Origin of the sequence: Rickettsiella endosymbiont of Rhagonycha lignosa (assembly GCF_964031165.1) — a bacterium.
In the GTDB taxonomy this organism is placed as follows: Bacteria; Pseudomonadota; Gammaproteobacteria; order Diplorickettsiales; family Diplorickettsiaceae; genus Aquirickettsiella.
Window position 1 is genome coordinate 968,898 of the sequence record NZ_OZ035011.1, and the last position, 17,638, is coordinate 986,535.

Consider the following 17,638-nt stretch of genomic DNA (forward strand, 5'->3'; position numbering starts at 1 on the left):
TTAATAAAAAATAAATTGATAATGTGTGTTTTTTATTTTTCTCTTTCAGCAATTAAACGATTTTTATACTTGTCCAAATATTTTATACTTCTTGGTCTAGGAATATATTCTGGGAAACCATTTAATGAATTTTGTTGTTCGAAGTGTCCGGTTAAATACTCGGGTGTTTTACTTAATTTTTTTAATGCAACATTATTTTGATAACGACGTTCAAATTCTTTTTGTAAAAAAATTAATTCTCGTTCTGATTGTTGACATAAAAAAATCCATCCGCCCATATCATGAATGACATCGTGAATTAATGAATCGATGAATAGTACACTTTCATAATGACCCACTTGACGAATGGCCGTTAAGACTTCGGTCCATGCGGCTAGACTTTTGCTTTTACTATCTCCTTCAATCGCTTTTATCCAATCCGCAGGGCTAGGAAAATTTCGTTTGGCATAATTTGGATTTTTTAAAAAGTCCCATAAAGTTTCTTCAAATACAGCGTAAGTATATTTTTTCAAACAATTCCAATAGGTATGTAATAATAAGGAAGAAAGCTTGCGATTATATACTTCCGCCAAAACCATTAATCCTTGTGTAAATTTCTCTTGATCCTGAAGAGTCATATACATTTTTTTCCTTTTACGAATAGCAAATCGGTTGACTCATCAGCGTGTATATCGCCTTCCGCAGAAGGGGTTAACCATTCTTTAGCTATTTGTAAGTTATGATCAAAAGTCATTGGAAATACATGACGTGGAGAAGAAAACTTTAATTTTTGTTGGTGTTCCTTTGTCAGCCAGGTATGAATATGTCTTAGAATATCTCTACGTTGTTTACGTTTATTGAGGTTCACCTCATTCCAACTAACCAGTTTGTGTAATTCTTGAAATACATCAATTTCGCTATAAATACGCTGCCATTCTGCAAATTCTCCCTGTGTTACTTGATACACCGCATTGTTTGCAAGTGGGATCGTTAATAAATACTCTGTTTTCGGTACAACTGCTGGCTTAGTCACTGAGTTAACCGCATACTTTTGAAGAAATTGAGTGTCTTTCCTCTCTTCCCGTTCCTGTTCCTGTTCCCGTTCCTGTTCCTGTTCTTGTTCTTGTTCCTGATTAAAACAAGGTTTTGTGCATACCTGTTTAGCATCTTTAATGTCACCACCACGCAAGGTTTCGCTAAAGGCTAAAGCGAAGGCTTTGCCTAAGCCTTGAATGAAAGACTCTAATTTATAATAGGCTTCATTCTTCAATGCACATTCTGGAATTTCATCCCAATGCACTGCCCAGCTTCGAACGACATTCGGAGATTGTGGTTTATTATATTTAATCGCATTAGGGATAAAAATAACGCGTGCTTTTAAATCTGCTTTCACCAAACCCTGTGCTATCACCTCTTTTAATGCTCTTTGAAATCCTAGTAATGACCATGCTAACTCTTCCGCCATAGCACCCGCACCCGCACGATATAGACCTGGAATTGATGTGGTATGCGGATTACTTAATAGATAAAGAAATAAAGCCTGGCCACTGGGTTTAAGCGGTGTTAAGGATCGAAATTTTTCATCACACCAAATTCTGACATCTAACATTCGATAACGCATAATTTTCCTTATTTAATCCAACAAACTGAGAATTTATCGATATCATTAATTTATGTTTTATTTAAGAAACTTTCTTGACAATATTTTTTTTAGATAAAACTGAACAACTTAATTTTTTGGCTTTCGAAATGCTTATTATTCGTTGATCAACTTTCTCAATTAATTCCGCATTAGCAAATAATTTTATTTTCTTGGCATTCTGATAGGTAAAATGACTGCCAAAACCTAATCGATTAGCAATCAATTGTCGTAACGTCATCCTTTTTTGTAGGGTCACTTGTGCAGCTTTATTCATAAGTGAAGTTTTTTTAAAATCTTTTTCGCACGGCTGCAGTGAATTTTTTAGACTAGCGAGGTCGGTGCGAAAACCTTGTCGACTTCCTAAAAATTTTTCTAAAGCAATGCCTATATCAACCCGTTCACTGATAAGAAAATTTTTGATAAATAATTCACTGGAATAATGGCCATTAGCCAATTCAATCAAAGAAATACGCCAAGCCGGTATGGTTTTTTTGTTATGATATTTATACAGATAGAAAGTTTTTTCACCAAAAATCAATTGGTTTCGATCATCCACACAAATTGAACGATGCTTATGCGGTGGAATTAATTTATCGTCCTGAGAAATTAACAAGGAATTTTTTTTCGCTATGATACGTTCTAAGGCAACATAGACTAGTTCACAAGGTGGTAAATCAAATTTAGGTAATTGTAAGGTTAAATGCTTTAAACGCTGTACAATATGAAACGGTACTAAATCTTTCCAATGAATTTCTCCACCGGTTAAATATTCTATTTGTAAAGCATATTCTAAAGGTATTTTGCTAATCCCTTTAATCCAGGCATACACATGTTCACGATGAATACCTAATTTTTTTGCCATATGCTTAACTGAACCTAAACTGCAAATGGCTTTATCTAACATTGCTTCTTGCATGAACTGACATCCTTATTTTTTGGTTCTACAAAAAGTTTAAACAATATAAATTAATTTTTTTTACTTCATCATTGCGTATCCTTGTGTCAATAAAATAAATATTAAGTAAGAACTAGGAACTATTATGCAACCCCGTTTAATTCGTTTACGTGATGCACCAAAATATTTAGGTATGGATAGAAATCGATTTAATAATGAAGTCAGACCATTCTTAATAACATTAAAAATTGGCCAACAAGGAATTGCCTTTGATCGTTTGGATCTTGATCAATGGGCAGATGAGTTTAAGAAGCATAAAGGTCAACATGCACAACAAAAAAAGCACTGGCAAGGTCATGTAACTAAAAAATTACTAAGGGAGAAAAAAGCAACCGAACAAGAATTTCAACAGTTAGTTGAGCAACTTTCGTTAAGAAAGTCATGTGTTGTACTTCCATAAATTTGTAAAGCAATCGCTTATCTATCGCTTACCAAGGAAACTATCCTATGAATACCTTCAATAGAACATACGGTATACCACGAGTAAAAAATGGACGTTTCATGCAAAAAATTATTCTCGAAAATTCAAAAGATAATTCTCTTGAAGAATAATTTATAGACTCTTTGTGCAGCTTTATATAAAAAAGGAACACTTATTATGTTTAATTTAGCCCGATCCTACAACGCTGGATCAGCCAACATTTCATATTTATCTATGGATTTATCAGCCGATGTAATGACTCCGCTTATGCAATCCATTCGCGATTATGATCCCAATTTTAGAAAAAACTACCAAACATTAATCGATAAATTACCTGCCGTGTTAATAAGAGACTCTTTAGCTATTCAACAATATACTGTAATACTAAGTTCGATTAATGACAAAGTCATTCATATCAAAAACCAATCGGCCACCATGCGAAATCAACTGAGCAGTATCCGTGATGATCTCGCGAAATCGATACGCGATGCAAATACTAAGCTTGAAGAATTGACTGTAGAAAAAGAAGGACTGCGTGCTCAAAAGCAAGTAATCGAAAAACGAATCAACGCTAAAAAGTCTGAAATCGATAGCTATATGACGGCTTTCTGGATATTCAGCTGGATTATTGCGCTAATTTTAGAAAGCATCAAACCTTTTGATGCGGCACTGAATGAAATTATAGTTAAGTTATCCGCAAAGCAACGAGAAATAGAAAATCTGGATGCGGATGAAGAAAACACCCAACAACTATTGAATCAATCTATTGATTTATTCAATTCCAATCAGCAGCTGAGTACGCAATGCGATGCCATGCAAGGTAACATTAACAATATTCAAAACTCTTTAAAAAAAATCGATTTAGAATCGCATTTCTTAAAAGCTAAATTAATGACACTGGAAAAAAATTGGTCTGGATTAATGAACATCGTTAATATGAATCGGTACCTTACTGGTATTGAGAGTATTCAATCAACTTCCTAAACTGTAGAGTTTTTAGGTATGCCAAGTAAGCGCTCGCCTGGCCTCATTAAAAGAGGCACTATATGGCATATTAATAAAAAAATTTATGGTCGACGAATTTGTGAAAGTACAAAGTCTTCATCTTTAGCAGAAGCAGAACGTTATTTAATGTATCGACTCGAAAAAATACGCGAGGCAAGTATTTATGGAACAAGGCCAACACGTTACTTTCGGCAAGCTGCTCTTAAATTTTTAAATGAAAATCAACATAAAGCCAGCTTGCATACGGATGCACGCTTACTCAAACAATTGGATCCCTTTATTGGTCATTTAACATTGACGGCGATTCATCATGGCAATCTAGAAAGTTATATACAGACACGTAAAATTGCGGGAGTAAAAAATCGAACCATTAATTATGGATTACAAGTCGTGCGTCGGATTTTGAATCTCGCCGCGCAAGAATGGGTAGACGAAAATGGTCTAAGTTGGCTAGCCAGTGCGCCAAAAATTCGCTTGTTAACTGAGAAAAATAAGCGACTACCCTACCCTTTATCTAAAGACGAAGAGCAACGTTTATTGAAACATTTACCCTTTCATTTAAAACAAATGGCACTATTTGCTGTAAATACTGGTTGTCGTGATCAAGAAATTTGTCGCTTACAATGGCAATGGCGAGTTGAAGTCCCCGAACTTAATACTTACGTATTTATTATTCCCGCTCATTTAGTTAAAAATAGGCAAAATCGATTAGTTATTTTAAATCAATGCGCCAAACAAGTGATTGAAGCCCAGCGCGGAAGCCACCCGATATACGTTTTTACTTATCGGAATAAACCTTTATCACGCATGTTAAATTCTGCCTGGCTGAATGCACGAACTAAAGCGCAACTGTCACAATTACGCGTGCATGATCTAAAACATACCTTTGGTCGACGCTTACGTGCAGCGAATGTGAGTTACGAGGATAGGCAAGATCTACTTGGACATAAAAGTCAACGTGTGACCACCGATTATTCTAATGCAGAACTTGCAAACCTCATTTCCGCAGTCGATTCAATTGTAACGCAAACTAGTAGTACCAATGTTTTTACGTTATTGAAACATTCTACATCATCTACTGTCGTCCTATAAACGACAAAAATTAATAAAATTCCCTAGCAATACACTTACTTAGCACTATAAATTCCAGTTTTTTATGTTAGCGATCAGTGATAAATTATGTTTATCATAATTGGCAATAATTAATTAAAAATCTATTGTTATAAATAGTTAATATTTCGCTATTTTATGCTAAAAAACAACAATAAATTACTTCACGGAACATTAAGGCTTTCGTGAAAAATTAATTATAAATTTTAAAATGGAGAAAATTATGGGTGCAGTTATTTCTGGATTACTTACAACGGTTTTAACCACACTGAACACAGTACTTGCTTTATTAAGCGTACTTCCAGTGGCTGGGGCAGCAGTTGCACCAGTGCAAAGTGCTATCGCTTCAGTAACTAACGCATTAAATATTATAAACTCATTACCTATCCCCTAAGATTTATTTAAAATAATGAAGGAAGTATTTTACTTCCTTCAACCTAATTAGTAGTAATTTATAGAAATTAAATAAATGCATTCATTTATGAGAGGATAAAAAATATGTCTATCATTGTAATAACAGGACTGCTTTCAAACGTATTAAGTATATTAACCACCGCATTAGCGCTGGTGCAAACGATATCAGGTACTGAAGCAGCTGCTTTAGCTATTAAAGCGGCCATTATTTCAGTGACACAAGCCATTGGTATTTTAAATGCATTACCCCCTATTACTATTCCTTGAAAAATTAATTTTAGAAAATAGGCCGACTTGTAGCGTTGCAGTTCTCGATAAATTCAGTTCCTAAGTCTGGTAACACGGGATGAGGTTCCCTTTAACATACAGGTATATTACTAACGGTTACTTGCCCTACTTAAATCTTGTCTTATCGCAGAACTACTACAACCAGAAAGTAAGTAAGACTACAAGTTTACCTTTTGTAAAAGTTTATCTGGAATATCAGCTAACCAACCCAAAAAATCTGTAAAATTCAAGTCCCCTGCTTGACGATACATACAGGCAATGAAGCCCTTATCGCTTATATCAAGTTCAAACAGAAAGGTAGAATATTCTCTGTTCATAAGGTAGGTAATTTTAGACTTAAATGGCTCCAGCTCTTTTATCTTGTTATCTATAGCATCAAATAACTGCATAGTTAATACAGATTTCAAAGTATACTTCCCGATTTTACCCCATCGCTTAAATACTGCCAATAGCAAGAATTTAATTGGATCCCATACTCCGTAAAAGGCAAACTAGCTCAAAGCAGCAACATTACTCCTAATTTCTTAGCAACTTTCGCCAATGCCTTATCCTTAGTTGCCAAAGGAATACCTAAACGTATTGCTAATTCAAGATAACTGGCATCATAGCTAGTTAGCTTCTCAGTGTAGGCTAATTGACAGGTTTCATGAAATGCTCGATAACCTGTTTCTTCATCAAGCTGGATAGGCAAACTTGCCATCAACTCAAAAGATTGGATGACGTGTGCATAGCTAATACGTTTTTGCCTTTCGGCAAGAATTAAGATATTGGTCACCTCGAGCGACCATAAACTAGGCACAAAAGCAGTTTCTTGTTTTAAACGTTCTAACAATTTCCAAGTATGGTTAGTCGCTTCATCGGCAAAACACCAGGACAGCGCAATAGATGCATCTAAAACAAAACTCATTAACGCCGTCCTTGGTCACGTAGTTTTTTCCAATCTAAATCGAGCTTATGACCACAACTTAAATCCTTCAGGGCAGAAATCGCTTGTTTAATCCGTAAATGATTAGCCGCGGTAGCAGGCACTAATTTAGCCACCACCCGACCATGTTTAGTAATGACTATCTGCTCACCCTTTTCAACTTTATCCAACAAAGCAGAAAAATGCGTTTTGGCTTCAAAAGCACCCACCGTTTGCATAACATCCCCCTAATTAAACTAGTTTTAAACTAGTTTATCAGATTCAAGATAATTTAACAAACTTCAATCATCATCAATATCAAATTAATTTAGCGCTAATCTAATTTGATAGCGATAACCGTTTCTTCTTTGGAATTTACATAAATGAAAAAACTTTTTAACTCTAATGATATGTATTTTGCATACTTGGATTAAGCACAATACAACGCAGCCCTGCTTAATGATATCTTTTAAGTCAAAAAAAATACTTTAAACTCAAATAGATAGGCTAGCAAGTAGCCGACTGTTAATCATTTACTTATCTTAAAGTTTAAATAATTTTAACTAAGATATGATTTGATTATCTATCGCAGGTTTACTAAATTTATTACCCACTCAATGATGTAGTAAAAGGTGTTAAAAGACCCTCACTCTTTAAAGAACTGATCTTTTTACAACGCGATTTTGAACGTCGCTATCAAATTTATTGTCGAAGACGTCCGAGACTGAATTATCTAAGCAGTGATCGGGCCGTATTGCGCATCAAAACGCTATTAATGGACATGAAAAATATATTCCTGTTGCTGTCGAGTTTTCGGAAATCAGAAAAAATAAATCATTTGTGACTGGAGATAAAAATGAAATGCAATAATCCAAATTGCAATTATTTTAAAACCGAAATATGTGATTCATTTGCTTTACAACAGTATTTAACCAGAAGAAGAAATTACTGTTATAAATGTCAAACACGATATACTACTCTTGAGATACCTATCTATATAGGGACCGTTAATAATGATAAACGTAATACTTTTAAACAAGTTATGACTTATTTTTCAGGAAATAATTCTTGTGCTAAATGGAAACAAACTATTGAGTTGATTAAAACAACTAACCCTCTATAAGCTATTTGTCCAATTGAAAAAAACAGATAATAATGTAAAAATACAAGTTTTTGGATTGATTAAAAATGGACACCGTAAATTTGAAAGGAAAATTGCAGCAACAATTATTCTTAATAAAATCAGCGCTTACTAATGCGACGCAGTTGAAAGCTGCAATATTATTCTCTATTAAGAATTTAGAAGAAGAATTAAGTTCGGCTTTACAAAAACCGAAAAACTGCGATGAAATTGTTGAAATCAAAGAAAGACTTGAAGAAGATAGATACGCATATGCTAACTGTGAGCTTCATATCATAGCGTATCAAGCAGATAGTGTAGCAACTAAGCTTGAAATTATACGCCTAGAACGACGCCTCAAAAAATACGAATCCATGAATAAAGAAATCTGGTCTAATTTTTATCGTAAAGGAAAAGACGATTCTGACAATGATGAATTTCAAGTTTCAAGTAAAGTTTGTCAGTCTTCACAGACTGCCCGTTTATGTTTCATCGGTAGTTAAACCTGATGAACCCCAGTTATGCCTGACCAATCCGATACAAGAAAAAATCAATTTAGAAAAAAACAAACTCGCTGCCGAATTACAACGTAATCAATTATAGCATGCACATAAAACTATGGAATTGAGCTTAACCAAAGACTCCATCAATACTGAACGAAGAAACTTATGGCAGATGTACAAATGGCTCATAATCAAAATCTTGTACAGCTAAAAAGCTCAAACTGAGCGTTTAGCCAGAGCCATCGAGCTTGCCATTAAAATGAGAGATTAATCTATAAATCAATAGATTGATTGTAAACATTACTAACTGAATAACTAATTTAAAAATAGCAATTTATTCGGACTTCAAACTTATACCTCATATCTTGTAACTGAAACTATCTCCCATAAGAGTAAACTAATTAAATGTTTATTTATAAAAGGAATTTTTTATGGCAGATGATAATGCGGTTAAAACCAACGATCCTGATTATTTAAGAAAAACTTATGGAGGTGAAATAACTAATATATACGATTCAGATTCGAAAATTTCAGAAATTTTTTTAAACTTATTGATAAGCAGTAGTTATGAAGCCATATATTTATTACTATATACGTATAATGAAATTAACATCTCTGAAAATCAGAAATTAGAAATAATAAATAAATATATTGAACAAATTAAAACATCAAACCCAGAAGAATATAATACATTAGTTTCCGATACAATTTACCATTTAGAATATTTTGAAAATAATATCTACAATTGCCAAACTGTTTCTATTGATGATGGTAACGTTTCTGTAAATTTCATGAGTTATTCGATCAATGGAAAGATAGAAAAACATAATGAAAAATCTGAAAATATTTTTAAGGAAATTAGAGAAAATAACCCATACTTATACAAAGAAATCATGTATATATCATCCTTAGGAGACATTCCCGCTCTTAAAGAAATTACAGATACAGTAACAGTTGAGAAGAACGCAGCTAAAAATCTCGTCTTATCAGATAATTTTAAGACTAATGAATCTATTAATGAGAAGCTTAAACAAGCTAAAGCAAAAATTGAAAGTTACAAAAAAACCGAACCAAAAAAATATCTAGATATACTGCTTGCAGCAGAAAATTATAGGCAGGAAAGGGAAGAATGGGTCCATTCTGCTCTCGGTGACAAAACCAAAAAGACTTTTGAAGAGCAGCAAGCTATCGAATTCATGGCGGCGTCAGCAGAGGACTATGGAATTGATAAATCCCTGGATCAAGATGAAAAATTGAAAATAGCACGAGAAAAATTTAATGAATATGAACAAAATAATCTGGAAAAATATTTAGATATAATCAAGAAAGCTAAAATTTGGGTTGGCGAACAACAAAAGTATTCTGAAATTGCTAAAGTTATGCTTGAGTTTTTCGGAAATTTTATTGATAACTTTGAACTTCCGGATAGCCTTGGTGTTGATAATGGTAATTGGCATGAAGTAGCCAAGAATTATCTGGGGGAGCTTTATAAGAAAAATCTAGAAAAATATAAAAAAATAATGGCATGGGCTGAAGAAAAAAAGAAACAGAAAGAAAAAGAAGCTGCAGAGAAAAAAGCCAAGGAAGAAAAAGAGAGAAAGGAAAAAGAAGAGAAAAAAAGAAAGGAGGAACTAGCAAAATTCGAAAAAGCAGAAAAGGAGAGAAAGAGGAAAGAACATCCTTTTGCCGCTGAATATATGGCAGCAACCGATAAATATTATACTGAAAAACCTGAAGGATCGTATGCTCAGAAGGTCGCAATCGCTAAAGAGGATCTTATTAAGTATGAAAAAAACGATAAGGATACATATAAAAAGATAATGAATGCAGCTCATAATTGGCAAAGCGAAGAGATAAATAAATATGTAAAAAACTGTAAGACCGCTTATAAAGAAGCTTTAGCAGCCATGCCTAAGGGTGAATTTAATGCTCAATTTGCGGAACAGATTAAAAACACTAAAGAAAAAAATCTTAAAGAAGAATATAAAGCAATCATGGATAAGGCACAGGCGGATATTAACTCTACTATTCCTTACCTTTGGGATACTCAAGCCAATCAAGGAGGAAATATTTTATATACCTGGCTTGAAAAACGAATCCAACAAGAACGTGAGAAGCCTGACCAGGAGCAAAGCACATCAACTTATAAGAATTGCATTGAGCGCGTTCTAGATGAAATTAAGTCTTTTGAAAATCAAGCCACAAAGAAAGAAAATCCAATTCACCAAGTTGATCTTGATTTTCATAAAATAGTTTATCTACAACACTACGAAAAACTAGAAGCTGATCTAAAACATAAGAAAATTGATATTGACTTCATCATACCAGTAAAACGATCTTCTGAAGAAATTACTAATGAAATTAAAAACGCTTTTACAGCGCTGGATATAGCACTGTGTGATGGTCAAGGCGCACGTAAGGGTATTGGGGCAGGTTTATTTTCAAAGTATATGCAAGAAGCTTACCATAATGGAAGCAGAATTAGGACATGGTTTAAAGCTGTAGAAGAACAACTCGCATTTGAAGTTACTTTTAAATATAAAACTGATGGTAAAACTACAAATGCAATGGATGCAACAGATTTTTTAGTTCGAGCTAAAGAGCGCTTTGCTCATAAAAAAGCCTTCATGTATACCCCAGCACTTATAATACTCGATGTGTATACTTCATTTTTTTATGAGTGGGAAAGAGAAGAAAATCTTGGCTGGCAAGGAAAAACATACATGGCGAAGCATACAAGTACACGAACAATAACCTGTGAAGTTACAGCTACCCTCTATGAAATAGGTATGGGTCTCAGTAAATATGACAGCATGCAATATGACCCTCAAGCTGGGAAAGAAATGGTACCTGTCCGGTATAGAAAGGGGGCTTAAATTTGGCCCTAGTCTCGACCCTAAAAGAAATCACCTCTGCGCCACTATCACACCATCCCAAGTAATTGGAGGTACACCTATCTTTTTCAAGATGTGTGTACTTTATTTTTAACGAGGGACTAGGAGATTACAACCAACCCTACTCCCCCATTCACGAATATACATCCACTACATTGCTTTATAGCTCAATTTTTTATCTATCATTTACTGATCAAGCCTGTTAGAATGCCCAGCTTTTGAGCTAAAGATGTTACTTGGCTCACCTTCTAGCCAGGAACTTTTTAGTGAACTTTACAGAATTTAACTTAAATGCCCAAATTTTATCCGGAATTCAAGCCGAAGGTTACGAAACCGCCACACCTATCCAAGCCAAAGCCATACCGGCTATCTTGCAAGGTCGAGATGTCGTTGGCTTAGCCCAGACCGGAACCGGTAAAACTGCCGCTTTTGCCTTACCACTTCTACAACGCCTTATGGATGGACCTAAAGGTCAATTACGGGGACTTATCCTTGCGCCGACGCGTGAATTAGCCGACCAAATTTGTGTTGCTATCAATAAACTCGGTGCTAAAACCGGTTTACGCTGCGCCACTATTTATGGGGGTAACGTCAAAAGTTACGCTGAACAATATCGGACCTTACGCGGCGGCATCGACATTGTCGTCGCTTGCCCAGGCCGTTTACTCGACCTACTACAAGGCGGAAAAACAAACAAAACCAAACGTGCGCAGGTTAATCTTAACCATATTGAGATAGTAGTCTTAGACGAAGCCGATCATATGTTTGATCTTGGATTCCGCGAGCCTATTTATGATATTTTAAAATATTTACCTAAGCAGCGCCAAAACTTGCTTTTTTCTGCCACAATGTCGTCCGATATCCGCTTATTAGCGGACAAGGTTTTGAATAATCCTGTTTCGATAAAAATTGGTGAGTCCGCTCCGGCTAATACCGTCACGCAAACACTGTATCCGGTTCCAGAGGCACTGAAAACCGATTTATTAGAAACCATTTTACTCAACAACAGTACGGTAGAGTCGGCCATTATTTTCACCCGCACTAAACAGCGGGCCAAACGCTTGGCAGAACATCTGACGCATCTTGGTTACAAAGCGACTTCCTTTCAAGGTAATTTATCGCAAAGTAAACGAAAGATTGCGCTCGGTAAATTTCGGCATGGAGAATTAAAATTCTTAGTGGCCACCGATATTGCCGCACGCGGAATTGATATCGATCATATCTCGCATGTAATTAACTTTGATATGCCAAATACCGCCATAGATTATACGCACCGTATTGGGCGTACCGGACGTGCCTCTAAATTAGGTGCTGCCTTTAGTTTGATTACTAATGGTGATAGACGTCAAATCCGTTCTATTGAACATCTACTTAAGAAACGTTTAGAAGAATGTATTATCCCTGAGTTTGATTATAAAGCAAAAGCCAAAGCGCCCGCTGAACTGACTAAAGCCGATCGACCCAGACAATTTTCCTATGCTCAGCAAAATTCAGCGCATAGAAAACCGAAATCGCGCTCACATCCAAAAAGCTTTGCGGGTAACCGAAGAAAAAAAGCAACTGATTAATCAATTATACTGACAGCAAATAGTGATTTTTTTTTAAGATGCAAAAATAACGTATCCTTGGAATTTATTGTACAATAGCCGACGATTCTGACGAACAGAATAAAACTTTTAGGGTGGTAATAGGCTATGAATTTTCTTGATGATTCGCAACGTGTCAAAACTGGACTTGCTGAAATGCTGAAAGGTGGCGTCATTATGGATGTCACTAATGTTGAACAAGCACTGATCGCCGAAGCCGCAGGTGCTTGTGCGGTCATGGCGCTAGAACGGGTGCCCGCTGACATTCGCAAAATGGGTGGCATCGCACGTATGGCCTCTCCTAGAATTATTCAAGAGATTATGCAAGCCGTCTCGATCCCGGTGATGGCAAAAGTACGTATTGGTCATTTTGTCGAAGCACAGCTATTACAATCATTATGTGTTGATTTTATCGACGAAAGCGAAGTACTCAGCATCGCCGATGACGAATGCCATATCGATAAACATGCCTTTGAAGTACCCTTTGTTTGTGGATGTCGCAATCTAGGTGAAGCCTTAAGACGGATTGCTGAAGGCGCCGCCATGATTCGTACTAAAGGAGAAGCCGGCTCAGGAAACATTCTCGAAGCGGTGCGTCACATGCGTGCAATCACACGTGAAATTAAACAACTGACTATTTTAAAAAAAGAAGAATTGTACGCTCAAGCGAAAATTTTAAATGCCCCTCTAGAATTAATACTCTGGGTTGCTGAGGAAGGTAGATTACCAGTGCCTCACTTTTCTGCGGGAGGTGTCGCGACGCCGGCCGATGCCGCTTTATTACGTCAACTGGGTGCAGAAAGTGTTTTTGTCGGTTCAGGAATTTTTAAATCAGCCGATCCTGAAAAACGTGCCTGTGCAATTGTTCAAGCCACGACACATTTTGATAATCCGGATCTTTTGCTCAATGTTTCAAATGATCTAGCAGAAGGAATGAGTGGCTTTAACCTGAAGTCAGAAGAAGAAATCAGCAATTTGGTTTAATTATGCATATTGGGGTTTTAGCTCTACAAGGCGGCTTTCAAGCACATATCGACTGTTTAAATAAGCTCGGTGTGTTTTGTTCACGGGTACGTGATCGCCGTGCAATGACTACCAGTGATGCATTAATTATACCGGGTGGAGAAAGCTCGGTATTGATCAAGTTGCTTAAACAACAGCAACTTTGGACCAGTCTTATAGATTATGACAAACCTATTTTAGGTATTTGCGCCGGAGCTATACTACTGGCTAAAACAGTATTATCGCCAACACAAGATAGCTTGGGTCGAATTAGTATTTGCGCGACTCGCAACGCCTACGGAAGGCAACTCGCATCGCAAGTGGTCAGCGGACAGTGCATGGTAAGAGATCTAGCAATGGAAATGGTTTTCATCCGCGCTCCTAAATTAACGCTCCTAAAAAACGCTGACATTAAAGTATTAGCAAAATATCATGATCAAATAGTTGCCGTACAAGAAAATAATGTTATCGCTGCTAGTTTTCACCCGGAACTAAGTCAAGATAATTATTTACATCGTTATTTTGTCCAGCAAGTAGCCTGCAGTACAGCAAAATCTTAAACTAAAACAGTAGATTGCCACACGTATGCGCATGGCAATCTATTTAATTATTCCGAATTTTCAGCGTTTGCGACTAGATTTCCGGTAATAATACTTTCTTGAAGTTGCGCAGCAATTTCTTTTAAGCCGCCAGGCGAATGCGGTAACAAGATAGTCGTGCTTTTACTGTTAGCACCAATTTCTTTCAGTGTATCAAAATATTGTGTAATCAACGCCAAATTCATGGTATCGGCTGCTGTCACTCCCGGAATAGCTTTTTGAAACTCACCGACAGATTGTTGTAAACCACAAATAATCGCTTTACGTTGATTAGCAATCCCCTCACCTTGTAAACGCTTACTTTCCGCTTCAGCTTCGGCTTGTTTAACTTTCAAAATCTTTTCTGCTTCTCCTTTAGCTTGTGCAGCGACTTGTAAACGTTGCTGTTCATTGATTTCATTCATGGCATGTTTCACTTTTTCATCGGGATCAATATTGGTGACCAACGCTTTCACAATTTCATAACCAAATTCTTGCATGGTGCCAGTTAATTCATTTTTTACGGCATTTGCGATACTATCTTTCTTTTCGAAGACTGCATCTAAACTCATGGTTGGAACTTCAGCACGTACCAAATCCAAAACATAAGCGGTGATTTGTTCTCTGGCATTTTCTAGTTTATAGAACGCATCATAGACGCGGTCTTCTTTAATTCGGTATTGAACAGAAACCTGAATTTTGACGATCACATTGTCTTGAGTTTTGGTATCTAAGGTAACATCTAAAGGATAGATTCTCAGCGAAATTGCACCGGCTATGCGTTCGATGAAAGGAATTTTGAAATTTAAACCGGCATGCGCACAACGTGTATATTTCCCAAAACGTTCAATCAGATCAACAGATTGTTGACTGACGGTGAAAAAGCTCTTAAATAGCAAGATTGCAATCGGTACGATGAGAATGAGTAGCAATGATAGGGACATGGTAATATCTCTGGTTAAAATTTAACCTTATAGTATCACGAATACTCATCCAGCCACTAAAATGCATGGGCTCATCCTTACTTCCGAAAAGACTTGCAAACGAGTTTCCGTATTTAATTCATGCTGTTCTAATTCACTAACTTTCTGACAGGCATTGTGGATATCTTCACAATCTCCCATTTTTCTCCAAAATGACTGTCGAAATAATTGCGAGTTGTTGGCTAAATCCTTTTTTTCGACCATATCTCGCGTTTGGAGTATTTCTTGTAAAATCGTTTCAATATTTGCCATTAAAGTTTTAAGATTTATTTTAGGAATTAACGTTTTATCATTTTCCTTTAATTGTAGACAATCTTCCTTTAAAGCTTCACTTACTCCATTAAATAATAATTTATTTTTCTCATCATCATCAGTTAAAAGTGTATTAGCTTCTTGTTTTAACTCTTCAATCTTTTTTTGTGTTTTTTCACGTTCTGAAAAAAAATTAAGCCGTGAAGAGGAACTTTTTAATTTAATCTGTTGCTGGAAGATTTTTACAATAATTTCTTTTAACAGAAAAATACGATTACCTTCAGGGTCGTTATTTTTAAGTCTGGCAATACGACATTTTCTGTAATAATAATTATTACTTGCATCATCGAAGAATGAATTTTGTTGAGGTAATTGCGCAACTAAAGGCTCTGGCACACTGCTCCCTTTTACATAGTAATAGATAGCCTTTACCACATCGATTATTAAAAAAATGCTCGCGAGTGCTACCATGACCCCAAACCAAGGTCCGCTCACTAAACCTAGGCTCAATAAGCTTAAAACAACTGTTATGGGCACTGCGACTATTAATATCTCACGATGTTTCTTGAGGTTATTTTCGTATTGTTTTTTTAGCCAAACTTGATCGAGAGCATTATTAGCGTTTTTATAATGAATAAAACTAAAACCTAAAGTAAAAAAGCTAATGGCAAGTTTCGACAAACTATAAATAAGAAAAAAAATTTTGATGTTATGGTAAAGAGCTAGATTTAAGAATGCTACGCCATGCGCCAGCATCACAATCATGAAAGCCAGCATCAACAAGGAAATTAATACTTTAAAAACAGCATATAAAAGTTTGGTTACTTCAACTAGATTTTTATTATCTTGATCAGAAAAATAATCAATGATCGTTAAAAAAGCTCTAAAAAAATGGAGGAAATATAAAAAAATATATAAGCCTTCAAATGCCCCTAAATAAGCACCCTGCAAAATAGCTTTAAGCCATTCATCAATTTTATTTTCCTTAAGCCAATTTTTGGTAATACTGCCGAGCCGTTTTAACACGAGCAGGATCAGCCGCCAAAGAGAAATGGAAGCGATAGATCGATACCATTCTTGCAGCTGAAACAAGATAGCTCTGTTTAAACGCCGCAATTTTTCTAAAGCTAAATACGCTTCAAATTGGGCAATCTCAAATTCTAAAAGAAACCATTCGCTAAGCACAGTAATAGGCATAATCTACTCTATGACATGTTTCTTAATGACATACCTGAGGGTATGAAGCGGCTCATTATAGTTAAGTTTCCTTTTACTATCCTTAAGTATCTTGCATTTGTTGATACTCGCCCAGGGCAATTTCAGAAATTCCCTTAATGTTTTCTTAATATTAAATAAGTATTATTATCAATTAAATTGATAATAATACTTGTGTACTTAATGCTTTATCTCTAGCGAGAAACATTTAAATTCGCTAGATCGGCTAAAAATGGCGTCTTCACAACAAATCTAATAATTAGTTATTTAAATAAACACTTATTTTTTTTCTGAGATAAATTGTGCCTACTAGAAAATTGAATACTGAAAATCTTGCAAACAGAATACAGAAGCCAGAAGATGTCTATCCATTTATTATAGACTGCGGCCTTGATAAAAAAGGAAATATGCTTATCTATGAACTACAACCACTTGTTTGTTCGGGGTTAGGAGGGATCGACTCAAGGCGCATACCAGCTTTTAAAAAAGCATTTCCTGGTCTTTCCTTTACACTAGATTATAAAGGTATTCAATATCCTCCTGAAGAATCCGCTGTGACAAAAGGGTTTTTCTCGGATATACCTCCTCGAGAAAACTCTAAATATGAGAATGTTAAAATCCCCAAATTTTATATAAAGATTACACTTCCCAATAGATTACCTGTTTATCAAATCCTTATGGAAACACTTATGGATACAAAGGCTGAGATTACAAGAGAATTAACTTCAGAGAAGGCGGTGGTAGATTTAAGTCTTAAGTTGTGACGTTTTAAAAATGAATATAACCT

At 35.7% G+C, this 17,638-nt stretch carries 20 protein-coding genes; 12 read left to right on the plus strand and 8 right to left on the minus strand.

Translation table 11 applies throughout. The features are described 5' to 3' along the window. Positions 1-32: 32 nt before the first annotated feature. From AAHI99_RS04360 to AAHI99_RS04370, 3 genes are all read right to left on the minus strand, one after another. Positions 33-623: a DUF6475 domain-containing protein gene (locus AAHI99_RS04360; protein ID WP_342227081.1), complete on the minus strand. Its 591-nt coding sequence runs from the start codon at positions 621-623 to the stop codon at positions 33-35. Beyond that, positions 614-1,600, minus strand: a complete 987-nt coding sequence (locus tag AAHI99_RS04365) for a hypothetical protein (protein ID WP_342227082.1) — start codon at positions 1,598-1,600, stop codon at positions 614-616. Before AAHI99_RS04365 ends, AAHI99_RS04360 begins: the two co-directional genes overlap by 10 nt. 61 nt (positions 1,601-1,661) lie before the next feature. Further along, entirely contained in the window at positions 1,662-2,537 is an 876-nt protein-coding gene (locus AAHI99_RS04370) for a YdaS family helix-turn-helix protein (protein ID WP_342227083.1), read from the minus strand. Positions 2,538-2,661: 124 nt separating this feature from the next. Here AAHI99_RS04370 and AAHI99_RS04375 point away from each other — a divergent pair, with 124 nt between their 5' ends. The 5 genes from AAHI99_RS04375 (at position 2,662) to AAHI99_RS04395 (ending at position 5,793) form a co-directional block, all read left to right on the plus strand. Continuing rightward, positions 2,662-2,976 carry a hypothetical protein gene (locus tag AAHI99_RS04375; RefSeq protein WP_342227084.1) on the plus strand — a complete coding sequence of 105 codons (315 nt, stop codon included), beginning with the start codon at positions 2,662-2,664 and terminating at the stop codon, positions 2,974-2,976. A 198-nt stretch (positions 2,977-3,174) separates the two neighbouring features. After that, entirely contained in the window at positions 3,175-3,981 is an 807-nt protein-coding gene (locus AAHI99_RS04380) for a hypothetical protein (RefSeq protein ID WP_342227085.1), read from the plus strand. Between the two features lie 18 nt (positions 3,982-3,999). After that, positions 4,000-5,094, plus strand: coding sequence for a tyrosine-type recombinase/integrase (locus tag AAHI99_RS04385; protein WP_342227086.1), 1,095 nt, complete (start codon positions 4,000-4,002; stop codon positions 5,092-5,094). 241 nt (positions 5,095-5,335) lie between these two features. Beyond that, positions 5,336-5,506 (plus strand): hypothetical protein, encoded by a 171-nt coding sequence (locus AAHI99_RS04390; RefSeq protein WP_342227087.1) that lies wholly within the window; start codon positions 5,336-5,338, stop codon positions 5,504-5,506. Between the two features lie 104 nt (positions 5,507-5,610). Continuing rightward, complete coding sequence (locus tag AAHI99_RS04395; RefSeq protein ID WP_342227088.1) at positions 5,611-5,793, plus strand: hypothetical protein; 183 nt, start codon at positions 5,611-5,613, stop codon at positions 5,791-5,793. Between the two features lie 179 nt (positions 5,794-5,972). On the opposite strand, the gene AAHI99_RS04400 is transcribed toward AAHI99_RS04395, so the two are convergent. The 3 genes from AAHI99_RS04400 to AAHI99_RS04410 form a co-directional block, all read right to left on the minus strand. Further along, the gene (locus AAHI99_RS04400) at positions 5,973-6,221 is read right to left on the minus strand and encodes a hypothetical protein (protein WP_342227089.1); all 249 of its coding nucleotides are present in this window, start codon (positions 6,219-6,221) and stop codon (positions 5,973-5,975) included. Positions 6,222-6,310: 89 nt separating this feature from the next. Further along, positions 6,311-6,721: a type II toxin-antitoxin system VapC family toxin gene (locus AAHI99_RS04405; protein WP_342227090.1), complete on the minus strand. Its 411-nt coding sequence runs from the start codon at positions 6,719-6,721 to the stop codon at positions 6,311-6,313. Then, positions 6,721-6,957, minus strand: a complete 237-nt coding sequence (locus AAHI99_RS04410; protein ID WP_342227091.1) for a type II toxin-antitoxin system Phd/YefM family antitoxin — start codon at positions 6,955-6,957, stop codon at positions 6,721-6,723. Before AAHI99_RS04410 ends, AAHI99_RS04405 begins: the two co-directional genes overlap by 1 nt. 617 nt (positions 6,958-7,574) lie before the next feature. On the opposite strand from AAHI99_RS04410, the gene AAHI99_RS04415 reads away from it, so the two are divergent. The 6 genes from AAHI99_RS04415 to pdxT all read left to right on the plus strand — a co-directional run bounded on the left by AAHI99_RS04415 (position 7,575) and on the right by pdxT (position 14,383). Then, complete coding sequence (locus AAHI99_RS04415) at positions 7,575-7,841, plus strand: hypothetical protein (protein WP_342227092.1); 267 nt, start codon at positions 7,575-7,577, stop codon at positions 7,839-7,841. Positions 7,842-7,906: 65 nt separating this feature from the next. Continuing rightward, positions 7,907-8,341 (plus strand): hypothetical protein, encoded by a 435-nt coding sequence (locus AAHI99_RS04420; protein WP_342227093.1) that lies wholly within the window; start codon positions 7,907-7,909, stop codon positions 8,339-8,341. Between the two features lie 431 nt (positions 8,342-8,772). Continuing rightward, positions 8,773-11,217, plus strand: a complete 2,445-nt coding sequence (locus tag AAHI99_RS04425; protein WP_342227094.1) for a hypothetical protein — start codon at positions 8,773-8,775, stop codon at positions 11,215-11,217. A gap of 284 nt (positions 11,218-11,501) precedes the next feature. Next, on the plus strand, positions 11,502-12,803 hold the full coding sequence (locus tag AAHI99_RS04430) for a DEAD/DEAH box helicase (RefSeq protein WP_342227095.1): 1,302 nt from the start codon (positions 11,502-11,504) through the stop codon (positions 12,801-12,803). 126 nt (positions 12,804-12,929) lie between these two features. Next, on the plus strand, positions 12,930-13,805 hold the full coding sequence (pdxS, locus tag AAHI99_RS04435; RefSeq protein ID WP_342227096.1) for a pyridoxal 5'-phosphate synthase lyase subunit PdxS: 876 nt from the start codon (positions 12,930-12,932) through the stop codon (positions 13,803-13,805). A gap of 2 nt (positions 13,806-13,807) precedes the next feature. Beyond that, complete coding sequence (gene pdxT / locus AAHI99_RS04440) at positions 13,808-14,383, plus strand: pyridoxal 5'-phosphate synthase glutaminase subunit PdxT (protein ID WP_342227097.1); 576 nt, start codon at positions 13,808-13,810, stop codon at positions 14,381-14,383. A 47-nt stretch (positions 14,384-14,430) separates the two neighbouring features. Here the strand turns inward: pdxT and AAHI99_RS04445 are convergent, their stop codons facing one another. Further along, on the minus strand, positions 14,431-15,345 hold the full coding sequence (locus AAHI99_RS04445; protein WP_342227098.1) for an SPFH domain-containing protein: 915 nt from the start codon (positions 15,343-15,345) through the stop codon (positions 14,431-14,433). A 45-nt stretch (positions 15,346-15,390) separates the two neighbouring features. Continuing rightward, the gene (locus tag AAHI99_RS04450) at positions 15,391-16,833 is read right to left on the minus strand and encodes a hypothetical protein (RefSeq protein WP_342227099.1); all 1,443 of its coding nucleotides are present in this window, start codon (positions 16,831-16,833) and stop codon (positions 15,391-15,393) included. A 320-nt stretch (positions 16,834-17,153) separates the two neighbouring features. On the opposite strand from AAHI99_RS04450, the gene AAHI99_RS04455 reads away from it, so the two are divergent. Continuing rightward, positions 17,154-17,615, plus strand: a complete 462-nt coding sequence (locus AAHI99_RS04455) for a hypothetical protein (protein ID WP_342227100.1) — start codon at positions 17,154-17,156, stop codon at positions 17,613-17,615. Positions 17,616-17,638 lie beyond the last annotated feature (23 nt).

Bases quoted from the DNA above. Each gene is read 5' to 3' on its own strand.
- AAHI99_RS04360 (WP_342227081.1), bottom strand. From the start codon at position 623: ATGTATATGACTCTTCAGGATCAAGAGAAATTTACACAAGGATTAATG.
- AAHI99_RS04365 (WP_342227082.1), bottom strand. From the start codon at position 1,600: ATGCGTTATCGAATGTTAGATGTCAGAATTTGGTGTGATGAAAAATTT.
- AAHI99_RS04370 (WP_342227083.1), bottom strand. From the start codon at position 2,537: ATGCAAGAAGCAATGTTAGATAAAGCCATTTGCAGTTTAGGTTCAGTT.
- AAHI99_RS04375 (WP_342227084.1), top strand. From the start codon at position 2,662: ATGCAACCCCGTTTAATTCGTTTACGTGATGCACCAAAATATTTAGGT.
- AAHI99_RS04380 (WP_342227085.1), top strand. From the start codon at position 3,175: ATGTTTAATTTAGCCCGATCCTACAACGCTGGATCAGCCAACATTTCA.
- AAHI99_RS04385 (WP_342227086.1), top strand. From the start codon at position 4,000: ATGCCAAGTAAGCGCTCGCCTGGCCTCATTAAAAGAGGCACTATATGG.
- AAHI99_RS04390 (WP_342227087.1), top strand. From the start codon at position 5,336: ATGGGTGCAGTTATTTCTGGATTACTTACAACGGTTTTAACCACACTG.
- AAHI99_RS04395 (WP_342227088.1), top strand. From the start codon at position 5,611: ATGTCTATCATTGTAATAACAGGACTGCTTTCAAACGTATTAAGTATA.
- AAHI99_RS04405 (WP_342227090.1), bottom strand. From the start codon at position 6,721: ATGAGTTTTGTTTTAGATGCATCTATTGCGCTGTCCTGGTGTTTTGCC.
- AAHI99_RS04410 (WP_342227091.1), bottom strand. From the start codon at position 6,957: ATGCAAACGGTGGGTGCTTTTGAAGCCAAAACGCATTTTTCTGCTTTG.
- AAHI99_RS04415 (WP_342227092.1), top strand. From the start codon at position 7,575: ATGAAATGCAATAATCCAAATTGCAATTATTTTAAAACCGAAATATGT.
- AAHI99_RS04420 (WP_342227093.1), top strand. From the start codon at position 7,907: ATGGACACCGTAAATTTGAAAGGAAAATTGCAGCAACAATTATTCTTA.
- AAHI99_RS04425 (WP_342227094.1), top strand. From the start codon at position 8,773: ATGGCAGATGATAATGCGGTTAAAACCAACGATCCTGATTATTTAAGA.
- pdxS (WP_342227096.1), top strand. From the start codon at position 12,930: ATGAATTTTCTTGATGATTCGCAACGTGTCAAAACTGGACTTGCTGAA.
- pdxT (WP_342227097.1), top strand. From the start codon at position 13,808: ATGCATATTGGGGTTTTAGCTCTACAAGGCGGCTTTCAAGCACATATC.
- AAHI99_RS04445 (WP_342227098.1), bottom strand. From the start codon at position 15,345: ATGTCCCTATCATTGCTACTCATTCTCATCGTACCGATTGCAATCTTG.
- AAHI99_RS04450 (WP_342227099.1), bottom strand. From the start codon at position 16,833: ATGCCTATTACTGTGCTTAGCGAATGGTTTCTTTTAGAATTTGAGATT.